We start from the raw sequence: 19,769 nt of genomic DNA on the forward strand, positions 1-19,769 counted from the left end.
TATAGAGTTTCATGAGGCGGTCGATTGTGTATTCGCCGTGCCGGCCACAGAGGCGGCAGTCTACGACAATCTTGTCACGACCAGCGGGTTTCATCCGACGAACGGAAATTGGCTTCCCGGCTAGCATGCATCATCCTCTTTCCCGCCCTGCTTTGGGTTAGTAGAAGACGGCCGCAACGGGCGAAGGGTGAGTGATGGTCGATATGTCGCCTTCTGAATCAATCCGAGATTGTCCATTTAGCGGATGGGAAGACGGCGAGCGCGAGGCGGCCTCCAGGGTGATGGAGTGTTGCTATCAGGCGCTTGTCAAATCGAACGGACTTAAGGAGACCAAGGATGTGCGGTCGCTTTTTCGTCAAATCTGACCTCAAAACCATGATGGAGGCGTTTGCCTTCGCTCGGCGCAGCGAGGCACTTGGCCTTGATAACCAGTTCCCGCGTTACAATGGAGCGCCGTCGCTCGATTATGTTTACGCAGATTGGCAAGGCACACAGTGGGGTCAATCACTGGAAGAGCTAAGAGCGAGCGGGATGCAACTTGAGCCCGTGGTCGGGGCAGCGATCGAAGACCGTTCCCTTCCGGCATACGGAAAGCCGCTTCTTTCGGGGCCTTACAAGCCAGGGGCTGAGGAGTTTTCTGCTGATTATCTATTTGATAAGAAAAAGCTTTCTTCAGTTGTTCTCTATATGAGTGCTTACGAGCAAGCCGTGCGGGTTAGTGCACAACTCCGCGCACAATACGGCAGACCGAAGTCGATGACCTTGATATCGACCCGCCGACATTATGCAAAACGGAGAAGCGAATTTGGCGCGACAGCGAGCGGGGGAACCTTGTTACGTTTCGAAGCCGATATTGCGGCGCTGTCACTCTGCGGGGCACATCGCAATACATTATATACAGACCCATCGTCAGCTCGACGAAGAGTGGCTTGTGATCTTAGATTTTGCCATTTGATCTTGCGCGAACGTTACCGCATCAAATATCGCGATTTCGGCCGAAACCCCTGGTGTGCAAGGCTTAAACCGTCATTTCCCGGCAATTCCCAGATAATCCCGCTCAGTGCCATGTGATCTTGCGGGTTACGCTCACACTTTTCGGCGTCATGATCTGGCCATCAAGACTGAATTAACCGCCTTTGCCGGTTCTGCCGCCAATCCTGGGCTTTCCCGGCGAAAGTTCAGCCTCTCTTAAAAGCTTACGGGCATAACGTGATGTGAGAGATGAGGCTGGGTCGCGAGGGATCGTCATGCAGAATGCAAGCGCAAACGCATTGGTGCCGCGCGAGGCTGTGCGCCCGGCGCCGAAGGCGGATATTCAGAAGATCGCCCAGCACATGGCGCGCCTCAACGTCGCCGCGCTGCCGCGCAATTACGAGCTCTTTCACGAGGCGATCGTCGGGCTGAATGCCGGCCTTGCGCAGGATATCGCAGCACTCGGACCGCAGCCGCAACAGCCCATGCTCGACGAGCTCGGCCTGAGATACCGCCTCGTCGGCCATTGCGGGCTGGCAGGCGAGACCTCACGGAATGAGGCGAGCCGAATGCTGCGCGATGTGGCGGAAAGGCTTGCCGAAGGGCTGAAGCACAAGAACACCTTTGCGCGCGCCTGCAGCGCTATCCTGAAATCCGTTTCCGGCCAGAGCGACCAGAGCCTTGCCGCTTTCCTCAGCGAGGTCGATTATCTCACTGCGTCGCTTTCGACCGTTCTTGCGGCCGAGATGGAAATCGGCGCGAAGCTGCAGGACGATATCAAGACGCTGGAAACGCTGGAGCGCGGCATTTCGGCGATGCAGTCGGCCGCCATCGCCGACAGGATCACCGGACTTCCGAACCGCATTGCGCTGAACCGGACGATCGCCGATCTCTACGAGCGGGAAGAAGGTGCCGCCGGCAGCGCACTGATCATGATCGATATCGACAAATTCACCGATCTCAACGACAAATACGGCACGCAGGCAGGCAACAAGCTCTTGAAGAAGCTCGCCGGCCTCCTTCAGAAGTCGATCAAGAAAAACGATTTCATTGCCCGCACCGAGGGTGACGAATTCGCCCTGTTGTTTTCCAATGTCGGCATGCAGGATGCGATGGCTATTGCCGAGCGCCTGCGCGCCTCCGTCGAAGACAATCTGGTCTTCGCGACATCCGACAAGACCGATCGCGGCAGGCTCACCATCTCGATCGGCGTGGCGCTCAGCACCGATGCGGCAACGCCAGGGCAGTTGCAGGCCAATGCTCGCGTGGCGCTTCTCGCCGCGCAATCGAACCCCCGACTGCCGGTGCAGGCTTTCGGCCGCTGAGGCGGCGGACACGTGTTCTGGCCGCGGGACAAGCAAACTTGCGGCGCACAAGCAAGCTTGGCGCGGGATAAGCGCTCTTGCCTTGGCGAGCGCTTTCAGCCAAAACGCCGGCCATGATCACGCTCACCGATATTTCCGCCCGCATCGCCGGGCGCCTGCTTCTCGACAATGCCAGCGTTTCGCTGCCTTCAGGCACGAAGGCTGGGCTCGTCGGGCGCAACGGCGCCGGCAAGTCCACGCTTTTTCGCGTCATCACCGGCGATCTCGGCTCGGAGAGCGGAACGGTGTCGATCCCGAAGGCCGCACGCATCGGCCAGGTGGCGCAGGAAGCGCCGGCGACCGAAGACGCGCTGATCGAGATCGTCCTTGCCGCGGACAAGGAACGCACGGCCCTCGTTGCCGAGGCGGAAACGGCAACCGATCCGCACCGCATCGCCGAAATCCAGATGCGCCTCGTCGATATCGACGCGCATTCGGCCGAAGCGCGTGCGGCGAGCATTCTTGCCGGCCTCGGCTTCGACAAAGAGGCGCAGGCCCGCCCCGCCTCCTCCTTCTCCGGCGGCTGGCGCATGCGCGTCGCCCTTGCCGCCGTGCTGTTTTCGGAGCCGGATCTGCTTCTGCTCGACGAGCCGACCAACTATCTCGACCTCGAAGGCACGCTGTGGCTGGAAGACTATGTCAGGCGCTACCCGCATACCGTCATCATCATCAGCCACGATCGCGACCTGTTGAACAACGCGGTCAATGCGATCGTCCATCTCGACCAGAAGAAACTCACCTTCTATCGCGGCGGTTACGATCAGTTCGAGCGGCAGAAGGCGGAAGCCGACGAATTGCAGACGAAAGCCAAAGCCAAGAACGACGCGGCACGCAAACATCTGCAGGGCTTCATCGATCGCTTCAAGGCCAAGGCTTCGAAGGCCCGGCAGGCGCAATCGCGCGTCAAGGCGCTGGAGCGCATGGGGACGGTCGCCGCTGTCATCGAGGACCATGTGCAGCCGATCACGTTTCCCGAGCCGGAAAAGCAGCCGGCTTCGCCGATCGTCGCGATCCAGAGCGGCGCCGTCGGCTACGAGCCCGGCAATCCGATCCTGAAGAACCTCAATCTGCGCATCGACAATGACGACCGCATCGCCCTGCTCGGCTCGAACGGCAACGGCAAATCGACCTTCGCCAAATTCATCTCCGGCCGGCTCGCGCCGGAGAGCGGCGAAGTGAAGATCGCGCCGAGCCTGAAGATCGGCTTCTTCGCGCAGCACCAGCTCGACGACCTCATCCCCGAGCAATCGCCGGTGGAGCATGTGCGCCGGCTGATGCCCGGCGCGCCGGAAGCCAAGGTGCGCGCCCGCGTCGCCCAGATGGGGCTTGCAACCGAGAAGATGGCGACGGCCGCCAAGGATCTTTCCGGCGGCGAAAAGGCCCGCTTGCTGATGGGGCTTGCCGCCTTCAATGCGCCCAACCTGCTGATCCTCGACGAGCCGACCAACCACCTCGACATCGACAGCCGCCGCGCGCTGATCGAGGCGCTGAACGACTACGAAGGCGCCGTCATCCTGATCTCGCACGATCGCCATCTGATCGAGGCGACGGTCGATCGGCTGTGGCTGGTCAACGGCGGCACGGTGACGACGTTCGAAGGCGATATGGACGAGTATCGCGACCTCATCGTCACTTCCGGTAAAAAAAAAGAAGAAAAGCCGCAGCTAACTGAAGACGCGACCTCGAAGGCAGACCAGCGCAAGCTCAATGCCGAACGTCGCGCCTCGCTGACACCGCTCAGGAAAAAGATCAATGAAATCGAATCCTTGACGGCGAAGCTGGAGAAACAGATTCAGGCGCTTGACGCGGAACTTGCGGACCCGGCCCTTTACGAAAAGACGCCCACTAAAGCCGCCGAGAAGGCAAAGCAGCGTGGCGAAGCTGCGGCAAAACTCGCTGCCGCCGAGGAAGACTGGCTGATGCTATCGGCCGAATACGAAGAAGCGATGGCGGGATAGCCACAAGTCTTAAGGAAAGCGTGGCGAATTGCCGCGCTACACCGCAATTTTTGCCGATCTCAACCGATCGTTAACCATAATCCGAAAGGTTGTCTCAACATTCGTTACCGATTTGTTGAGCCCTTTCCATGTATCGTTTTTTCGTTCTGTCCTGCATGGCCCTCACGGCCGCCCTCTCCGCCTGCAGCACCGCCAGACAAGCCGCTCCCGATACCACGATCAAGACCTCGTCGGTGATCGCGCCCGAAGAGCGGAAACTTGCCTATGCCGGCGACGATGCGACCCCGCGCCTTGCCGGCCCGCATCATCTGGCCGGACGGATACTGGAGGTCTCCTCGCTCGCAGATCTCAAGCTGCAGGACAAGGAAGTGATCCTCAGCTTCGACGACGGCCCGATCCCTGGCCGGACCGACAAGGTGCTGGCAATCCTCGACCAGTTCGGCGTCAAGGGTGCCTTCATGATGGTCGGCGAAATGGCCGAGATGCATCCGGCGCTCGCCCGCAAGGTCGCCCAGGATGGCAACACGATCGGCAGCCACACCTATGACCACGCCAACCTGAGTTCGCTGAGTTTCGACGCGGCGATGGCCGAGGTGATCAAGGGCGAGTTGGCGGTGACCAAGGCGACCGGAACCGACGTCTCCTTCTTCCGCTTCCCTTATCTTGCCGAGAGCCACAGGCTGCGCGCCGCGATCGCCATGCGCGACATGGTGGTCATGGATGTCGATATCGACAGCAAGGACTACTTCACTACGACGCCGGTCTCCATAACCCAGCGGACGATGAACCTCTTGCACAAGCGCGGCCGCGGCATCATCCTGATGCACGACATCCATAAACGCACGGCGACGATGCTACCGACCCTGCTCACGAAACTCGAAGCCGGAGGCTACAAGGTGGTGACGCTGAAATTCAAGAAGACCGAGGTGCCGAACACCGTCGTCGCCTCGGCTGATTTCGTGACGACCCGCTAGCGCATAGGCCCGAAAGTCGAAATCCATTTTCGGGCCTATGCTTAGATTCAAAGTGTTACGGCGTCCTTCGCGCATCTGAAGAGACGCGCGGCGCTGTAAGGCGGGTTGCCAAGTCGGGACCGGCTGCCTAGATCTGTCCGACATCAACGGAAGCTGGCAGGCCGGACATGAACCTTCATCTCGAAACGGACGACGATCCGCGCACCCGCCAGTTCATCGACGAGCACAACGCGCTTTCCGACGCGGCGTTGAAAACTCCGGAATTCGATAGGGATCGCGAGGCGATCAAGGCGCTGATCGAGCGGCAGGACAGGCTGATCGTTCCGATGCGCCGAGGCGAGTGGCTGTTCGATTTCCGCCAGACCAAGGACAATCCTCTCGGCGTCTGGCTCCGCCTGCCGGCGGACCAGGAGCCGCTGCCGGACGCCGCCTGGGAGCCGGCCTTCGATCTCGACGCCTTCTGCGTGAGGGAAGGCAAGCGCTGGAACTGGCGCGGTGCCGTCACCTGCCCGTGGGAACCCACGCGGGTGCTGCTCACACTTTCGGACGGCGGCTCCGACCTTCTCCGGCTGCTCGAATTCGATGCCGAGCGGAGACAGATCGTCGAGGGCGGCTTCGACACCCCGGCTGCACGATCGCATGCCACTTGGCTGAGCCGCGACGAAATCTGCTATTTCGGTTCCATCGACCGGTTTTCGGCGACCCGTTCCGGGTGGCCGCGGGTCGGGCGGCGATTGAAGCGCGGGCAGCGGCCGGAAGATGCCGCCGTCATGTTCGAAGCAGCAGATGAGGACGTCTACGGCTTCAATCTCGTCATCGACCCTGCCCTGTCAGGCGCTTCGGCGGGTCACGAATTGATCGACATTTTCGTCGCCGCCCACGAGATCGGCGTCGCTAGCGCTTTCCTGATCGCCAGCGACGGGACGCAGCGGCGCATCGATCTGCCTCAGGAGGCCGATTTCCAGTTCAATCGCGATCATTGCCTTTGGCGGGCAAAGACCGATGAGCGCGTTGCGACCGGCAGCCTCGTGCTGCAACGCTTCGATCCCGGCTCTGAGACGGCCCTGCTCGGGCCGGAACGGATCCTGTTTCAGCCTGCCGAGGGCCAGTCCATTTCGCAAATGATGCTGATGCGTGAGTGGTGCGTCTTCCTCATCTCCGATCGGCTGCGTCCGCGTCTGATGGTGCTGGACGTGACGAGGCCCGATGCTGAACAGCGCGAGATCGCGCTGCCGGCGGACATGCAGACGGCTCACTTCAGGCCGCTCCATGCGGATCTGCATCTTGGGGACGATACGCTCTACATCGTCGGCCAGGGCTTCCTCCAGCCTCCGGCCTGTTACCGACTCGAGCTGTCGGATCGCAGCAAGCAGGCCGAACTGATTTTCGTCGCCGCGGCGCCGAGCTATTTCGATGCGACCGACATGTCATCCGAACTGCTGGAGGCTGTTTCCGAGGATGGAACGAGGGTTGCCTACCGACTGGTCCTGCCGAAGCAGTGGACCAAGGGCGCGCTGCCGGTCCTGATGTACGGCTATGGCGGCTTCGATGTTTCGCTGTCGCCGAGCTATTCAGGCGTGACAGGACGCTGGCTGGAGCAAGGCGGCGCCTATGTGCAGGCCTATATCCGCGGCGGCGGCGAATTCGGGCCGGACTGGTATCGCAGCGCCAAGCGGCAGGGGCGAGACCGGGCGTTTGCCGATTTCGTCGCCATCGCTCGCGATCTCGTCGCCCGCGGCTACACCGTGCCGTCGCGGATTGCCTGCCAGGGCGGCAGCAACGGCGGCCTGCTGACCGGCGTGATGCTGACGCGCTATCCCGACGATTTCGGTGCCGTCTGGTGCCAGGTGCCCGTCCTCGACATGACACGCTTCCACCTGTTCAGCGCAGGGCAAGCCTGGATGGACGAATACGGCGACCCGGAGACGCCCGTGGACCGGGATTTCATGCTCGGCTATTCGCCGCTTCACAATGTCAAGCCGGCGACCGAGGTCAGCTATCCGCCGATCTACGTCGAAAGCTCGGCCAATGACGACCGCGTGCATCCCTCGCATGCGCGCCGCTTTGCCGCGCTGCTGGAGGAGAAAGGACACCGGCCGCTCTTCCATGAATTCGGTTCGGGCGGGCATGGCGGCGACGGCAATTCCGAAGAGCGCGCCGCCCGCGCAGCAATGGGTTACAGCTTCCTTCGCCAAACCATCATGCGATAGAATGGAGCAGGAGAGCTTGTCGGCGCTCCTCTTTCTGATACAAACCAAGTCAATAATCATACTTTTCATACAGGCTCGAGCGAAACACCATGTCTCCAATCAACCTCGCCATCGTCGGCGTCGGCAAGATCGTCCGCGACCAGCACCTTCCCTCCATCGCCAAGAACCCGGATTTCGAACTCGTCGCCACGGCAAGCCGCCATGGCACGGTCGAAGGCGTCAAGAGTTATACGACGATCGAGGCGATGCTCGACGCCGAGCCCTCGATCGATGCCGTTTCGCTCTGCATGCCGCCGCAATATCGCTACGAGGCCGCCTATAAGGCGCTCGTCGCCGGCAAGCACGTCTTTCTGGAAAAGCCGCCCGGCGCAACGCTGAGCGAAGTGGCCGATCTCGAAGCATTAGCGAGCAAGCAGGGTGCGTCGCTCTTTGCCAGCTGGCATTCGCGCTATGCGCCGGCCGTCGAGGCCGCCAAGGCATTTCTTGCCTCGACGACGATCAAAAGCGTGCATGTGATCTGGAAGGAGGATGTCCGCCACTGGCATCCGAACCAGGATTGGATCTGGCAGGCCGGCGGCCTCGGCGTTTTCGATCCCGGCATCAACGCGCTGTCGATTGTCACCCATATCCTGCCGCGGCCGATCTTCATCACCGAGGCCGTGCTCGAATTTCCCGAGAATCGCGATGCGCCGATCGCGGCCGACATTCGCTTCCGCAATGCCGACGGCCTGCCGGTTCACGCCGAATTCGACTGGCGCCAAACCGGCAAGCAAAGCTGGGATATCGTCGCGGAGACGGCAGCCGGCCAGATGGTGCTCGCCGAGGGCGGCGCCAAGCTTCTGGTCGACGGCGCTCCGACATTCGCCGAGCCGGAGCAGGAATATCCCTCGCTCTACCGTCGATTCGCCGAAATCATCAAGGCCGGCAAATCGGATGTCGACCTCGCGCCGCTGCGCCACGTCGCCGATGCCTTCATGCTCGGCAAGCGGAAATTCGTCGACGCGTTCCACGACTGAGCGTCGCAATAACGTCATAGAAACCGGCAAGATTTGCCGGCCTATGGCAATTATGTTCGGGGGCAGCCGCTCATGAGCAACAAAATCCGCCGCAAGGGCCGATTTTTCCGCGTGTTGAAGATTGGCATCCTTGTGGTGCCGCTTCTCGGCCTTGCAGTATGTTCGAGCGAACTGGACGTCATGCCTCCTGATGCACCGGGCGTTTCCCGATCCGAGGAATATTCCTTCGGATCGGCGACCCAGGCTCAGGATTGGCAGGCCACCCGAAAAGTGCTGGGCCAACTGGAAGGGCGGTTCGGAGAGAAGTCCGTGCGGATACTGGCCCGCAATCTCGCCAGCACCACCGACCCGCAGACCATCAAGGCCTATTATGCCGACCGCCTTGTCCATCAAGCCGGCTGGGCGGAAATGCCGGTCAGCACCTTTGCCGACAAGGCGTGGGCCTTCGCTTTTGTCAGTCCGAATGGAAAGCGGGTTTTGGCAGTGGAAGCGCTTAATCCGTCGGAAGGTGCGGGAGGGATCGTCCCCCTCAACATCCTGACGAACCTCGACGAGGACAAAGGGTCGTAGGGATAACGGCTTCCGCCGGCGCGCGACAACGAAGCTGGAAGGTTTCAAGCGGCATTCGAAGTGTTACGGCGTCCTGGCGCGTCTGAAAAGACGCGCCATGCTGTAGTATCGTGGCAAAACGGTCAGGCCTTCTTCTCCCACCGCCCTTCTGACGTCTGCTGCCAATAGGTGAGATTATGCCCCTCGCCTTTCAGCTTCTTCCACTGCGCACGGGCGGCCTCCAGTTGCTCCTGATCGTGACCGTCGAACATGAAGACGATGCGCTCATAGGCATCGGCCGGCGGCGGCTCGGCGCCATCGACGATGAAACGCACGGTCGCTGCATTGGCATTGTCTGGCGTCACCGTCAAAAGCACCGGCTGGCTTTCGGCAAAATCGGCCTCGTCGGTACCATGCGGCAGGAAACTCTCCTCGCGGAAAGTCCAGAGATGCTGGTCGAGAGCATCGCGCCGCGCCGGCTCGCGCGTCTGGACGACAACGCGCCAGCCGCGCCCGACGCTTTTGTCGATCAGCGGCGGAAGCGCGTCCTCCAGCCTGGTTTCGGTCAGATGATAGAAGAGAACGTCCGTCATCAGGATTCATAATGGGCGCGAACGAGTTCGTCGAGCAGGCGCACGCCGAAACCGGAACCCCAGGACTGGTTGATCTCGTCCTGCGGCGAGCCCATCGCCGTGCCGGCAATATCGAGATGCGCCCACGGCGTCTCCTGCACGAAGCGCTTGAGGAAATGCGCGGCCGTAATCGAGCCGGCCTGTCGGCCGCCGGTGTTCTTCATATCGGCGAATTTGCTGTCGATCAACTTGTCGTAGTCCCTGCCGAGCGGCATCCGCCAGAGCTTCTCATTGCTCGAAAGGCCGGCGGCCGTCAGTTGGGCGGAAAGCTGGTCGTCATTGGAGAACAGGCCGGCATGGACATTGCCGAGCGCGACGACGATTGCCCCGGTCAGCGTGGCGAGATTGATCATGAACTGCGGCTTGAAGCGGTCGTTGCAATACCAGAGCGCATCGCAGAGCACGAGGCGGCCCTCGGCATCGGTGTTGATCACCTCGATCGTCTGGCCCGACATTGACGTGACGATGTCGCCCGGACGCTGGGCGTTGCCGTCTGGCATGTTCTCGACCAGGCCGATGATGCCGACCGCGTTAACGGCGGCCTTGCGGGAGGCGAGCACATGCATGAGGCCGGTGACGGCTGCCGCACCGCCCATATCGCCCTTCATGTCCTCCATGCCGGCGGCCGGCTTGATCGAAATGCCGCCGGTATCGAAGACGACACCCTTGCCGATGAAAGCAACGGGACGATCCTTGCCCTTGCCGCCCTTCCACTGCATGACCGCCAGGCGCGGCGGGCGCACGGAGCCCTGGGCGACGCCGAGAAGGGCGCCCATCCCAAGGCGTCGCATCTCCCGCTCCGTCAGGATTTCCACTTCGACGCCGAGCTTTTCCAGCTCCTTCGCCTTGGCGGCGAACTCGACGGGGCCGAGCACGTTCGGCGGTTCGTTGACGAGGTCACGGGCAAGATTGACGCCGCCGGCAATCGCTTCGGAATCGGAAAACGCCTTCTTGGCACCGCCCGGATCGGCGGTGACGATTGTCACCTTGACGGATTTCGCCGGCTTCTCCTCCTCGTCGCCCTTCTTCGTCTTGTAGGTATCGAAGCTATAGGCGCGCAGCAGCATGCCGAGCGCGAAATCGGCGGCTGCCCGCGCGTTCGTCTCAAGCCCAGGCACGTCGATGAAGACAGCAGCCTTGTCGGTGTTCTTGATTCTCGATGCCGCAGCACCACCGGCCTTCAGCCAGTCATGGGCAGTGAGTTCGGCGGCCTTGCCAAGCCCGACGACCACGATGCGCTCGACGGGCGCGCCTTCGGGGGCAACGATATCGAGCGCGCCCATCGATTTCGCGGAGAATCGGGCGATCCTGGCAGCCTTGGCGATCACGCCTGCCGGATCGACCGCTTCGGCGCCGGCAGCGCTGCCGGCCTCCGCAGTCTTCAACAGGATCGCCAGGCCGCCATTGAGCTTTGCCGACTTCGAGAATGAAATTTCCAACTTTACTGACATGTCTTCTCCGCTGGGATTTTTTGAAATCCGTCCCTCGCGGATAATTTCGCGTTTGGCGGGTCTGTCAATGGCTTGCGACAATTGTTATGGTCGCCCGCGGCCATCATGGCCCTCATGTTTTCGTCAGTTTCGTAGATATTCGCGTTGACAGTTTTTTCGAAAAATCGATGGCCGGACCTGGCAATCCGCCTCCCGAAAACGACTTTCGGTGCATTCATGCTGCTGTTTTGGACGTGGTGGGCGCTGCTTGTGGTGTTCCGCGCCTTCCCCGGAATAGACATCTATTTTTCCCAGCTTTTTTTCGTGGGCGCAGATTGCGACGCGACGGCCGCCACTGGGAGCATCTGCGGCGGCTTTCCCTATCGCGACGTCGCGACCTTCGACCTGCTGCGTACCGTCTTCTTCCGGCTGCCCTATGTGGTGGCAATCGTGATGCTGTGGAAACTCGTCGAATGCTATCAGCAGCACGGTGCGACCTTCAACGCCGAGCGGGCGCAAAAGCTCAAAGTCGCGCTCGGAACGCTGCTGATCGGGCCGGTGCTGCTGGTCAATGTCATCCTGAAGGAACATTGGGGCCGGCCGCGGCCGATACAGACGGACATATTCGGCGGTGCGCTGCATTTCGTCGAGGCCGGTTCGCTTGCCGGCAAATGCGTTTCGAACTGTTCGTTTATCTCGGGCGAGGCAGCAAGCGCCGGCTGGCTCATCTGCCTTCTGCTCTTCGTTCCCAAACGGCTGCGTTATGCGCTGGCGGCGCCTGTGGCGGCGATCTCGATCCTCACCCCGGCGATGCGGCTATCCTTCGGCGCGCACTACCTTTCCGACGTTGTCCTTGGATGGCTTTCGTCGCTTGTCGTCTTCGCCGCGTTGCTGGCGTTAACTGAGTCGCAACAGCATCAAAAAAATTCTGAAATTTGAATGAATTTTTGACACCAGCTTGTCGCAAAAGCGCGACAAAGAGCGTAGAGGGATTCTCCTGCAAAGCCGTTTGGGCGTGTAGGTGCTTTCAAGGGCAGGCATGAAACTACTCGAGACATACATATTGCGGCGCGTCGGCCAGATGTTTCTCGTGGCGCTCCTGCCCGTTCTGGCGATCATTTGGACGACACAGGTTCTGCAGCGCATCAATCTGGTCACCGACAGCGGCCAGTCGATCGGCTCGTTCGCCAAGCTGGCAACGATGATCCTGCCGTCGATCATCCCCGTCGTGCTGCCCTTCGCCCTCGTTATCGCGATCACCCAGACACTGACGACGATGAACAACGATTCCGAGCTCACCGTCATCGACGCGGCCGGGGCGCGGCGCAGCGTGCTGATCCGACCGATCCTGCTGCTTGCCGCCGTCATCAGCGCCCTTTCCTTCTTCGTCGACAACGTCGTCGAGCCGCGCGCAAAGACCGTCGTCCGCCAGATGATCGCCGAGACCTATGCTGACCTCCTCTCTTCGGTGATCGAAGAAAAGACCTTCCGCAAGCTTGATGAAGGCCTTTACGTGCAAATCTCGAAGCGGATGGCCGGCCGCATGCTGAAGGGCCTTTTCGTCGCCGACGAGCGCGATCCTGCCTACGAACTGATCTATTATGCAAAGGAAGGCGCCGTCGACGATACGGGCACGACGCTGATCATGCATGAGGGCGAAGTGCACCGCAAAACGCCCGATGGCAACGTCTCGGTCATCAACTTCGATTCCTATTCCTTCGACCTTTCGGACATGACGGAGAATCGCGGTCAGGCGACGCTGCGTGCCAGTGACCGCGACCTATGGTTCCTGTTCAATCCAGATCCGGCCGACAAGGACTATACGATCCGGCCGCAGAGCTACCGCGCCGAACTGCACCGCCGGCTGACGGACTGGATCCTGCCCGTCGTCTTTGCGCTGTTTTCACTGGCGATCGCCGGCGATGCGCGCTCACACCGCGAAGCGCGGCTGCATCCGATGGTGAGCGCGCTTGCCTATGCCTTCGCGATGCGGTGGGCGGCCTTCTACGCGGCCAATCAGATCGACACCGACCCTGAATATATCGCCGTCCTCTACGCCATTCCGATCGTCAGCAGCGTCGTCTCGATCGCCTTCCTCGGCCTGCATAAGCGACTGGTCATGCCTTCGTTCATTCGGGACCGGATTTCGTCCTTCTGGAGAGGGATGCAGGAAAGGCTGCTTGCCGTGACCGGCAGGACCGGCGGGGGCGCTGCCCAATGATGTTCGGGACATTGTCGCGTTATTTCTTTCGCCGCTACCTGGTGACGACGGGCTGGTTCCTGATCGGCGTCTCGGCGATTTCCTTCCTCCTCGATTTCAGCGAGACGGCAGGCCGCATGTCCGGCCTTCCCGGCTACACGATCGGCGGCGGCGTCCTGATGACTGCGGTGCGCCTGCCGCTCATCCTGCAGCAGACAGTGCCGTTCATCGCTCTCTTCGTCGGCATGACGGTGCTGATCGGGCTCAACCGCAAATATGAACTCGTCGTCACACGGGCAGCCGGCATTTCGGTCTGGCAGTTCATGTTCCCGTTCATCGCCGGCTCGCTGGCGCTCGGCCTGTTGACGATGGCGGCGTTGAACCCGCTTGCCGCCTGGGGACAGCGCCAGGCGCTGCTGGTCGAATCCGACTGGCGCGGCGAGAACGCGGTTTTGCGCAAGGCGCCGCAGATTCCCTGGCTGCGCCAGATCAGCGGCCGCGACGATGTCATCATCGGCGCGCATACGGTCCAGGAGAACGGAACCAAGCTGATCGACGCCGTGCTGATCCATTTCGATTCAAGTGGTCAGGTCATTCTGAGACAGGACGCCGCGACGGCAAAATTGGAAGATGGTTACTGGCAACTTAACAATGTTGTCGAGCGCAAGCCTGGCGAAATCCCCGTGCGCAAAGCTTCGGTTCAACTTCGCACCAATCTGAAACAGGACTTCGTCCAGGAGCGGCTGACAGCGCCGGAAACAATTGGTTTCTTTGACCTTTCCAATCGGATCGCGGCGGCCAAATCCTTCGGCATCTCGACCAAGGCATTGGAGACTCAATTCAACTCCTTGTTGTCCCAGCCATTGCTGCTGGTAGCCATGACTTTCATTGCTGCAACAGTGTCCCTAAAATTTAGCCGGTTCAACCAATCCCGCTCCGTGATTCTGGGTGGCATCCTTTCGGGCTTCATGCTTTATGTCATCACCGTGCTTGTAAAGGCATTCGGAAGCAGTGGAGTCGTGCCCCCCTTCGTGGCGACGTGGATACCGGTGGTCGTCGCGCTGGCCTTGGGTGCGACTATTCTGCTTCATCAGGAGGACGGCTAGTGGCGGCAGGCGACCGCAAGTATTTTAGTAAACAGTTGGTTGCCCTGCTTGTCGGCGCGGCTTTATGTTCCTATTTCGGCAGCGCCCCGGCCTCTTTCGGCCAGGCCAGCGCGCCCGAACAAAATATAGAGAAGAAGATTCCCGAAGGGGCCAAGCTTCTGCTTTCGGCCAATGAACTGGTCTATAACCGTGACGCCGATCTGGTGTCGGCGGTCGGTGGCGTGCAGATCAATTATGCCGGCTACAAGATGGTCGCGCAGAAGGTCGAGTACAATCAGAAGACCGGCCGGATGATGGCGATCGGCAATATCGAGCTGGTCAGTCCCGACGGCAACCGTATCTATGCCGACAACCTTGACGTGACGGACAATTTCGCCGACGGGTTCATAAACTCGCTGCGGATCGAAACCGCCGACAATACGCGTATTGCCGCCGAAACCGGCGAGCGCGTCGGCGGCACCAAGATGATTCTCAACAAGGGCGTCTACACGGCCTGCCTTCCCTGCGCCGAAGATCCGAAGCGCGCCCCTTTCTGGCAGGTCAAGGCCCAGCGGGTGATCCAGAATGGCGAGACGCATACGATCCGTCTGGAGAGAGCGCGCTTCGAGTTGCTCGGCCATCCGATCGCCTTCCTGCCGTTCATCGAAGTTCCCGACAATACGGTGAAACGCAAGTCCGGCTTTCTGTTTCCGACGATGAGCCTGTCGCAGAATCTCGGCTTCGGTCTTTCCGTTCCTTATTACTATGTGATCTCGCCGAGCATGGATGCGACGGTCACCGCCACGGGCTACACCGCCCAGGGCTTCCTCATCGAAGGCGAATTTCGCCAACGCTTCGAAAATGGCACGCATATTCTGCGCGTCGCCGGCATCGACCAGGCAAAGCCGGGCAACTTCAGCTCCGGCACCAGCGATGCCGAAGCCGGCCAGCGTGGCATGGTGGCATCGAAGGCCGAATTCCGCATCAATCCGCGCTGGACGTTCGGCTGGGATGTCATGATGCAGAGCGACAACAATTTCTCGAAAACGTATAAGCTGCGGGGCCTGGCCAGTACGGATCGGACCAATCAGATCTATTTGACGGGACTTGGGAAACGTAATTATTTCGACATGCGGGCGTTCTATTTCGACGTCCAGGATGCCGACCGGACGAACACAGCCGAAAAACAGCAGGCGATCGTCTATCCGTCGCTTGACTATCATTACGTGGCGCCGCAACCGCTTGCAGGCGGCGAGCTTTCGGCTGATGTCAACCTGACGAATATTTCGCGCACCCATGACGACTTCTATACCGTCGACGGCTTCGACCGCTTCCGCGGCCTGAAGGGACAAACCTCGCGGCTGACTGCCGAGCTGCAGTGGAAGCGCACTTATGTCACGCCGACCGGCCTGGTGATCACGCCACTGCTGGCCGCGCGCGGCGATGCCTTCGCGCTGAACATGGACGACCCCACAGGTTACGCCGGCAACTACGACGACGGCAATTCAGCCACCCGCTCGATGTTCACCGCCGGGCTGGAGATGCGTTATCCGATCCTGATGACGACTGACAATAGCACCCATATCCTCGAGCCGATCGCACAGATCTATGCCCGCCCCGACGAGCAGTTGGCAGGCCGCTTGCCGAATGAGGATGCGCAGAGCTTCGTCTTCGACGCCACCTCGCTGTTCGACCGCGACAAGTTCTCGGGCTACGACCGCGTCGAAGGCGGGACCCGCGCCAATCTCGGCATCCAGTACACCGGTTCATTCGACAGCGGCTACAAGCTGCATGGCATCTTCGGCCAATCCTATCAGATCGCCGGCCAGAACTCGTTTGCGACCGATGACCTCGTCAATGTCGGTGCGGATTCAGGCCTTGAAACCGACCGCTCCGATTATGTCGGCCTTGGCGGCGTCGAGACACCGTACGGCGTTTCCGTCGCAGCCTCCTACCGGCTCGACGAAAAAGATTTCGAATTCCGCCGCGGCGATCTGACGACGGCCTACCAGAACGACACCTTCGCGACGCAGTTGACCTACACCCATCTCAGCGCCCAGCCGGCATATGGCTTTGCCGAGGACAATGACGAGATCCAGACCAACAGCAGCGTCAAATTCAAGGATTACTGGTCGATTTTCGGCGGCATTGCCTGGGATCTGAACAATGATGTGATCAGCCGGCGGACGATCGGCCTCTCTTATGACGACGAGTGCACGATCTTCACGATCGCCTATACGGACAGCAGAGATTCCAACGACGAGACGGCAAGCGACTGGACGATCGGCGCACGGCTGACCTTCCGCACGCTCGGCGACATCAAGATCGGTTCCGACACCCTCGAATGACGGGCGATCGGCGCAAACAGGGCCTGAAGCCATTCTTTCGCCGTAAGCCTGTGCAGGACATTGCCGCCAGTCGGTATCTGAGGCATAGGGGTTTCGCGCCGTGAGGGAAGCGATTTCTGCGTGTCTCGTACTGTGGTAAGAACGCCGCGAACAACGGCTCGCGACGCTATCGGGAGGTGAACAGATGATTGACGCGAAAAAAGCCATAACCAAGTTCCTCGCCGGGGCAGCGCTTGCGTTGCTGACAGGCCTTGCCGGACCAGCGCTCGCGGTCAGTGAAGTCAAGGCCGTGGTCAACGGCACCGCCATCACCAGCGGCGATGTCGCCAAGCGCCAAGCCTTCCTGCGCCTGCAGCATACGAAGGCCGACGCCAAGACCGCCGAGGAGCAATTGATCGACGAGGCGCTCAAGCGGCAGGAAGTCTCCCGCGTCCATATGTCGGTGTCGCAGCAGGACGTCGATGCGTCTTTCGCGCGCTTTTCGAGCGGCAATAAGCTTTCCCCCGAGCAGATGTCGCAGATCCTCGATCGCGCCGGCGTCGGCGTCGACCATTTCAAGGGTTTCATCGCCGTGCAGATGAGCTGGCCGCGTGTCGTCAACGCCCGCTACGGCTCGACCTCGCGGCTGTCGAACTATGATCTCGTCTCGCGCATGATGCAAAACAACAAGCAGAAGCCGGTGACGACGGAATATATGCTGCAGCAGATCATCTTCGTCATTCCGCAAGCCAAGCGCGGGGCCATCACCGGCAAGCGCAAGGGCGAGGCCGAGGCGTCGCGCTCCAAATTTCCGGGCTGCGATCAGGCAAAGGTGTTTGCTGCGACGATGCGCGACGTTTCGGTGCGCGATCTCGGCCGCATGCTCGCCCCCGAAATCCCGCCGGATTGGAAGCCGCTGGTCGAGCAAACCAAGGGCAACACGACAGGGACCCGCGTTACCGACAAGGGTGTCGAATATCTGGCAATCTGCAGCCAGCGGCAGGTCTCCGACGACCAGGCAGCCGAAATGGTCTTCCGCCAGGAAGATCTCGACAAGTCCAAGGGCGGCAAGGACGCCAGCCCGGAAAACGAAAACAGCAAGAAATACCTGGATGAACTGCGCAAAAAGGCGCAGATCGCCTATCGCTGACCGACAATGGCGATACCGTTTTCTCGACCGCTTGCGCTAAGCCAGGGCGACCCCGCCGGCATCGGGCCGGACATTACTCTGATGGCCTGGCTCCGGCGGCGTGAACTCGGGCTGCCGCCTTTCTTCCTGATTGGCGATCCCGATGTCTTGGCGCTGAGAGCCCGGGAGCTTAATCTGGCGGTGTCGATCCGCGAGACCGATAGCGCCAGCGAGGCTGCTGGCATGTTTGCTGACGCACTGCCGGTCATGACCATACCGGCCGGCATCGAGGTCGTGGCTGGCGAGCCGCATGCGGCAACGGCGAAAGGTACGATCACGGCGATCGAAAAAGCCGTGTCGCTTGTCATCAACGGCGAGGCGCTCGCGGTCGTTACCAACCCGATCGCCAAGGCCGTACTCTACGAGGCGGGTTTCCGGTTTCCCGGCCATACCGAATTTCTCGCCGATCTCGCCGCCAGGGCGACCGGCCGGCCGGTGACACCTGTCATGATGCTGTCCGGACCGAAACTCAGGGCCATTCCCGTCACCATCCACATTCCGATCCGGGATGTGCCGCAGGCGCTGACGGGCGAACTGATCATGGAAACCTGCCGGATCGCTCATGAAGACCTGAGGCAGCGCTTCGGCATCGAGGCGCCGCGGCTTGCCGTTGCCGGCCTCAACCCGCATGCGGGTGAAGGCGGGGCGATCGGCAAGGAGGACGAGGACGTCATCCGACCGGCGATCGAGCGCCTGCGCGACGAGGGCGTCGATGCGATCGGTCCCCTGCCCGCCGACACGATGTTCCATGATGAGGCGCGGGCGCGATACGACGTCGCCGTCTGCATGTATCACGATCAGGCATTGATCCCAGCCAAGGCACTCGGTTTCGACGACAGCGTCAACGTAACACTCGGGCTTCCCTTCGTGCGCACCTCGCCGGATCACGGCACCGCTTTCGGCATCGCCGGCAAGGGACTGGCGCGCGAGCAGAGCCTCGTTGCAGCGCTGAAGCTCGCCGCCCAGCTCGGGCGCAGTGCGGAAAGCCGCCGCTGATGGCAGCACTCGATGGCCTGCCGCCGCTTCGTGACGTCATCCAGCGTCACGGCCTCGATGCGCGCAAGGCGCTCGGGCAGAATTTCCTGCTCGACCTCAACCTCACCCAGAAAATCGCCCGCACAGCGGGGGCACTCGATGACGCGACCGTTTTCGAGGTCGGCCCCGGCCCCGGCGGACTGACGCGCGCGATCCTGGCGCTCGGCGCCAGGAAGGTTGTTGCCATCGAGCGGGATACACGCTGCCTGCCGGCGCTGGCCGAGATCGCCGATCATTATCCCGGCAGGCTGGAAGTGATCGAAGGCGATGCGCTGAAGACGGATTTCGAGACATTGGCGCCGGAAGGCCCGATCAGGATCATTGCCAACCTGCCCTACAATGTCGGCACGCAGCTCTTGGTCAACTGGTTGCTGCCGAAAGCCTGGCCGCCGTTCTGGCAGTCGCTGACGCTGATGTTTCAGAAGGAGGTCGGCGAACGCATCGTCGCCAACGAAGACGACGACCATTACGGCCGTCTCGGCGTGCTCTGCGGTTGGCGAACGGAGGCACGCATGGCTTTCGATGTGCCGCCACAAGCCTTCACACCGCCGCCGAAAGTGACGTCGACGGTCGTGCATCTGGTCCCCCGCGAAAACCCCATCCCCTGCGCTGTCGCCAACCTGGAAAAAGTGACGCAGGCCGCTTTCGGCCAGCGTCGCAAGATGCTGCGCCAAAGCCTGAAACCGCTCGGCGGCGAGAGCCTGCTCGTCAAGGCCGGGATTGACCCGGCGCGACGGGCTGAGACCCTTTCCGTCGAGGAATTCTGCCTGCTGGCGAACTGCCTTTAGAGCCTTTCCGGGTTAGATCCAGGATGACGTCATCCGAAAC

At 61.1% G+C, this 19,769-nt stretch carries 16 protein-coding genes; 14 read left to right on the plus strand and 2 right to left on the minus strand.

Going from position 1 to position 19,769, the window contains the following annotated elements; translation table 11 throughout:
• Window positions 1–336 precede the first annotated feature (336 nt).
• From ACIPSK_RS20640 to ACIPSK_RS20670, 7 genes are all read left to right on the plus strand, one after another.
• Window positions 337–1,071, plus strand: coding sequence for a hypothetical protein (locus ACIPSK_RS20640; protein WP_210254214.1), 735 nt, complete (start codon window positions 337–339; stop codon window positions 1,069–1,071).
• Window positions 1,072–1,247: 176 nt separating this feature from the next.
• Window positions 1,248–2,297, plus strand: a complete 1,050-nt coding sequence (locus tag ACIPSK_RS20645) for a GGDEF domain-containing protein (protein WP_032985045.1) — start codon at window positions 1,248–1,250, stop codon at window positions 2,295–2,297.
• Window positions 2,298–2,410: 113 nt separating this feature from the next.
• Window positions 2,411–4,294 (plus strand): ABC-F family ATP-binding cassette domain-containing protein, encoded by a 1,884-nt coding sequence (locus ACIPSK_RS20650; protein ID WP_162118484.1) that lies wholly within the window; start codon window positions 2,411–2,413, stop codon window positions 4,292–4,294.
• 128 nt (window positions 4,295–4,422) lie between these two features.
• Window positions 4,423–5,268, plus strand: a complete 846-nt coding sequence (locus tag ACIPSK_RS20655) for a polysaccharide deacetylase family protein (protein ID WP_017963732.1) — start codon at window positions 4,423–4,425, stop codon at window positions 5,266–5,268.
• Window positions 5,269–5,435: 167 nt separating this feature from the next.
• Window positions 5,436–7,478 carry a prolyl oligopeptidase family serine peptidase gene (locus ACIPSK_RS20660; protein ID WP_162118485.1) on the plus strand — a complete coding sequence of 681 codons (2,043 nt, stop codon included), beginning with the start codon at window positions 5,436–5,438 and terminating at the stop codon, window positions 7,476–7,478.
• 89 nt (window positions 7,479–7,567) lie between these two features.
• Window positions 7,568–8,494 carry a Gfo/Idh/MocA family protein gene (locus ACIPSK_RS20665; protein WP_162118486.1) on the plus strand — a complete coding sequence of 309 codons (927 nt, stop codon included), beginning with the start codon at window positions 7,568–7,570 and terminating at the stop codon, window positions 8,492–8,494.
• Window positions 8,495–8,566: 72 nt separating this feature from the next.
• Window positions 8,567–9,064: a hypothetical protein gene (locus ACIPSK_RS20670; RefSeq protein ID WP_026154093.1), complete on the plus strand. Its 498-nt coding sequence runs from the start codon at window positions 8,567–8,569 to the stop codon at window positions 9,062–9,064.
• Window positions 9,065–9,186: 122 nt separating this feature from the next.
• Here ACIPSK_RS20670 and ACIPSK_RS20675 read toward each other — a convergent pair whose 3' ends face one another.
• Both ACIPSK_RS20675 and ACIPSK_RS20680 read right to left on the minus strand, forming a co-directional pair.
• A complete protein-coding gene (locus ACIPSK_RS20675; RefSeq protein ID WP_162118487.1) occupies window positions 9,187–9,636 on the minus strand; it encodes a DNA polymerase III subunit chi in 450 nt (149 codons plus the stop codon).
• A complete protein-coding gene (locus ACIPSK_RS20680) occupies window positions 9,636–11,126 on the minus strand; it encodes a leucyl aminopeptidase (protein WP_162118488.1) in 1,491 nt (496 codons plus the stop codon). Before ACIPSK_RS20680 ends, ACIPSK_RS20675 begins: the two co-directional genes overlap by 1 nt.
• 144 nt (window positions 11,127–11,270) lie before the next feature.
• On the opposite strand from ACIPSK_RS20680, the gene ACIPSK_RS20685 reads away from it, so the two are divergent.
• The 7 genes from ACIPSK_RS20685 (at window position 11,271) to rsmA (ending at window position 19,729) form a co-directional block, all read left to right on the plus strand.
• Window positions 11,271–12,044, plus strand: coding sequence for a phosphatase PAP2 family protein (locus tag ACIPSK_RS20685; RefSeq protein ID WP_162118489.1), 774 nt, complete (start codon window positions 11,271–11,273; stop codon window positions 12,042–12,044).
• Window positions 12,045–12,144: 100 nt separating this feature from the next.
• A complete protein-coding gene (gene lptF / locus ACIPSK_RS20690) occupies window positions 12,145–13,326 on the plus strand; it encodes an LPS export ABC transporter permease LptF (RefSeq protein ID WP_017963725.1) in 1,182 nt (393 codons plus the stop codon).
• Complete coding sequence (gene lptG / locus ACIPSK_RS20695) at window positions 13,323–14,411, plus strand: LPS export ABC transporter permease LptG (protein WP_017963724.1); 1,089 nt, start codon at window positions 13,323–13,325, stop codon at window positions 14,409–14,411. Before lptF ends, lptG begins: the two co-directional genes overlap by 4 nt.
• Window positions 14,411–16,738 carry an LPS assembly protein LptD gene (locus ACIPSK_RS20700; protein ID WP_162118491.1) on the plus strand — a complete coding sequence of 776 codons (2,328 nt, stop codon included), beginning with the start codon at window positions 14,411–14,413 and terminating at the stop codon, window positions 16,736–16,738. Before lptG ends, ACIPSK_RS20700 begins: the two co-directional genes overlap by 1 nt.
• 184 nt (window positions 16,739–16,922) lie before the next feature.
• Entirely contained in the window at window positions 16,923–17,867 is a 945-nt protein-coding gene (locus ACIPSK_RS20705) for a peptidylprolyl isomerase (protein ID WP_017963722.1), read from the plus strand.
• Between the two features lie 6 nt (window positions 17,868–17,873).
• A complete protein-coding gene (pdxA, locus tag ACIPSK_RS20710; RefSeq protein ID WP_162118492.1) occupies window positions 17,874–18,902 on the plus strand; it encodes a 4-hydroxythreonine-4-phosphate dehydrogenase PdxA in 1,029 nt (342 codons plus the stop codon).
• Complete coding sequence (gene rsmA, locus ACIPSK_RS20715) at window positions 18,902–19,729, plus strand: 16S rRNA (adenine(1518)-N(6)/adenine(1519)-N(6))-dimethyltransferase RsmA (protein ID WP_017963720.1); 828 nt, start codon at window positions 18,902–18,904, stop codon at window positions 19,727–19,729. The genes pdxA and rsmA overlap by 1 nt, the downstream gene beginning before the upstream one ends.
• Window positions 19,730–19,769 lie beyond the last annotated feature (40 nt).

It is taken from the genome of Rhizobium sp. LARHSG275, assembly GCF_052871115.1.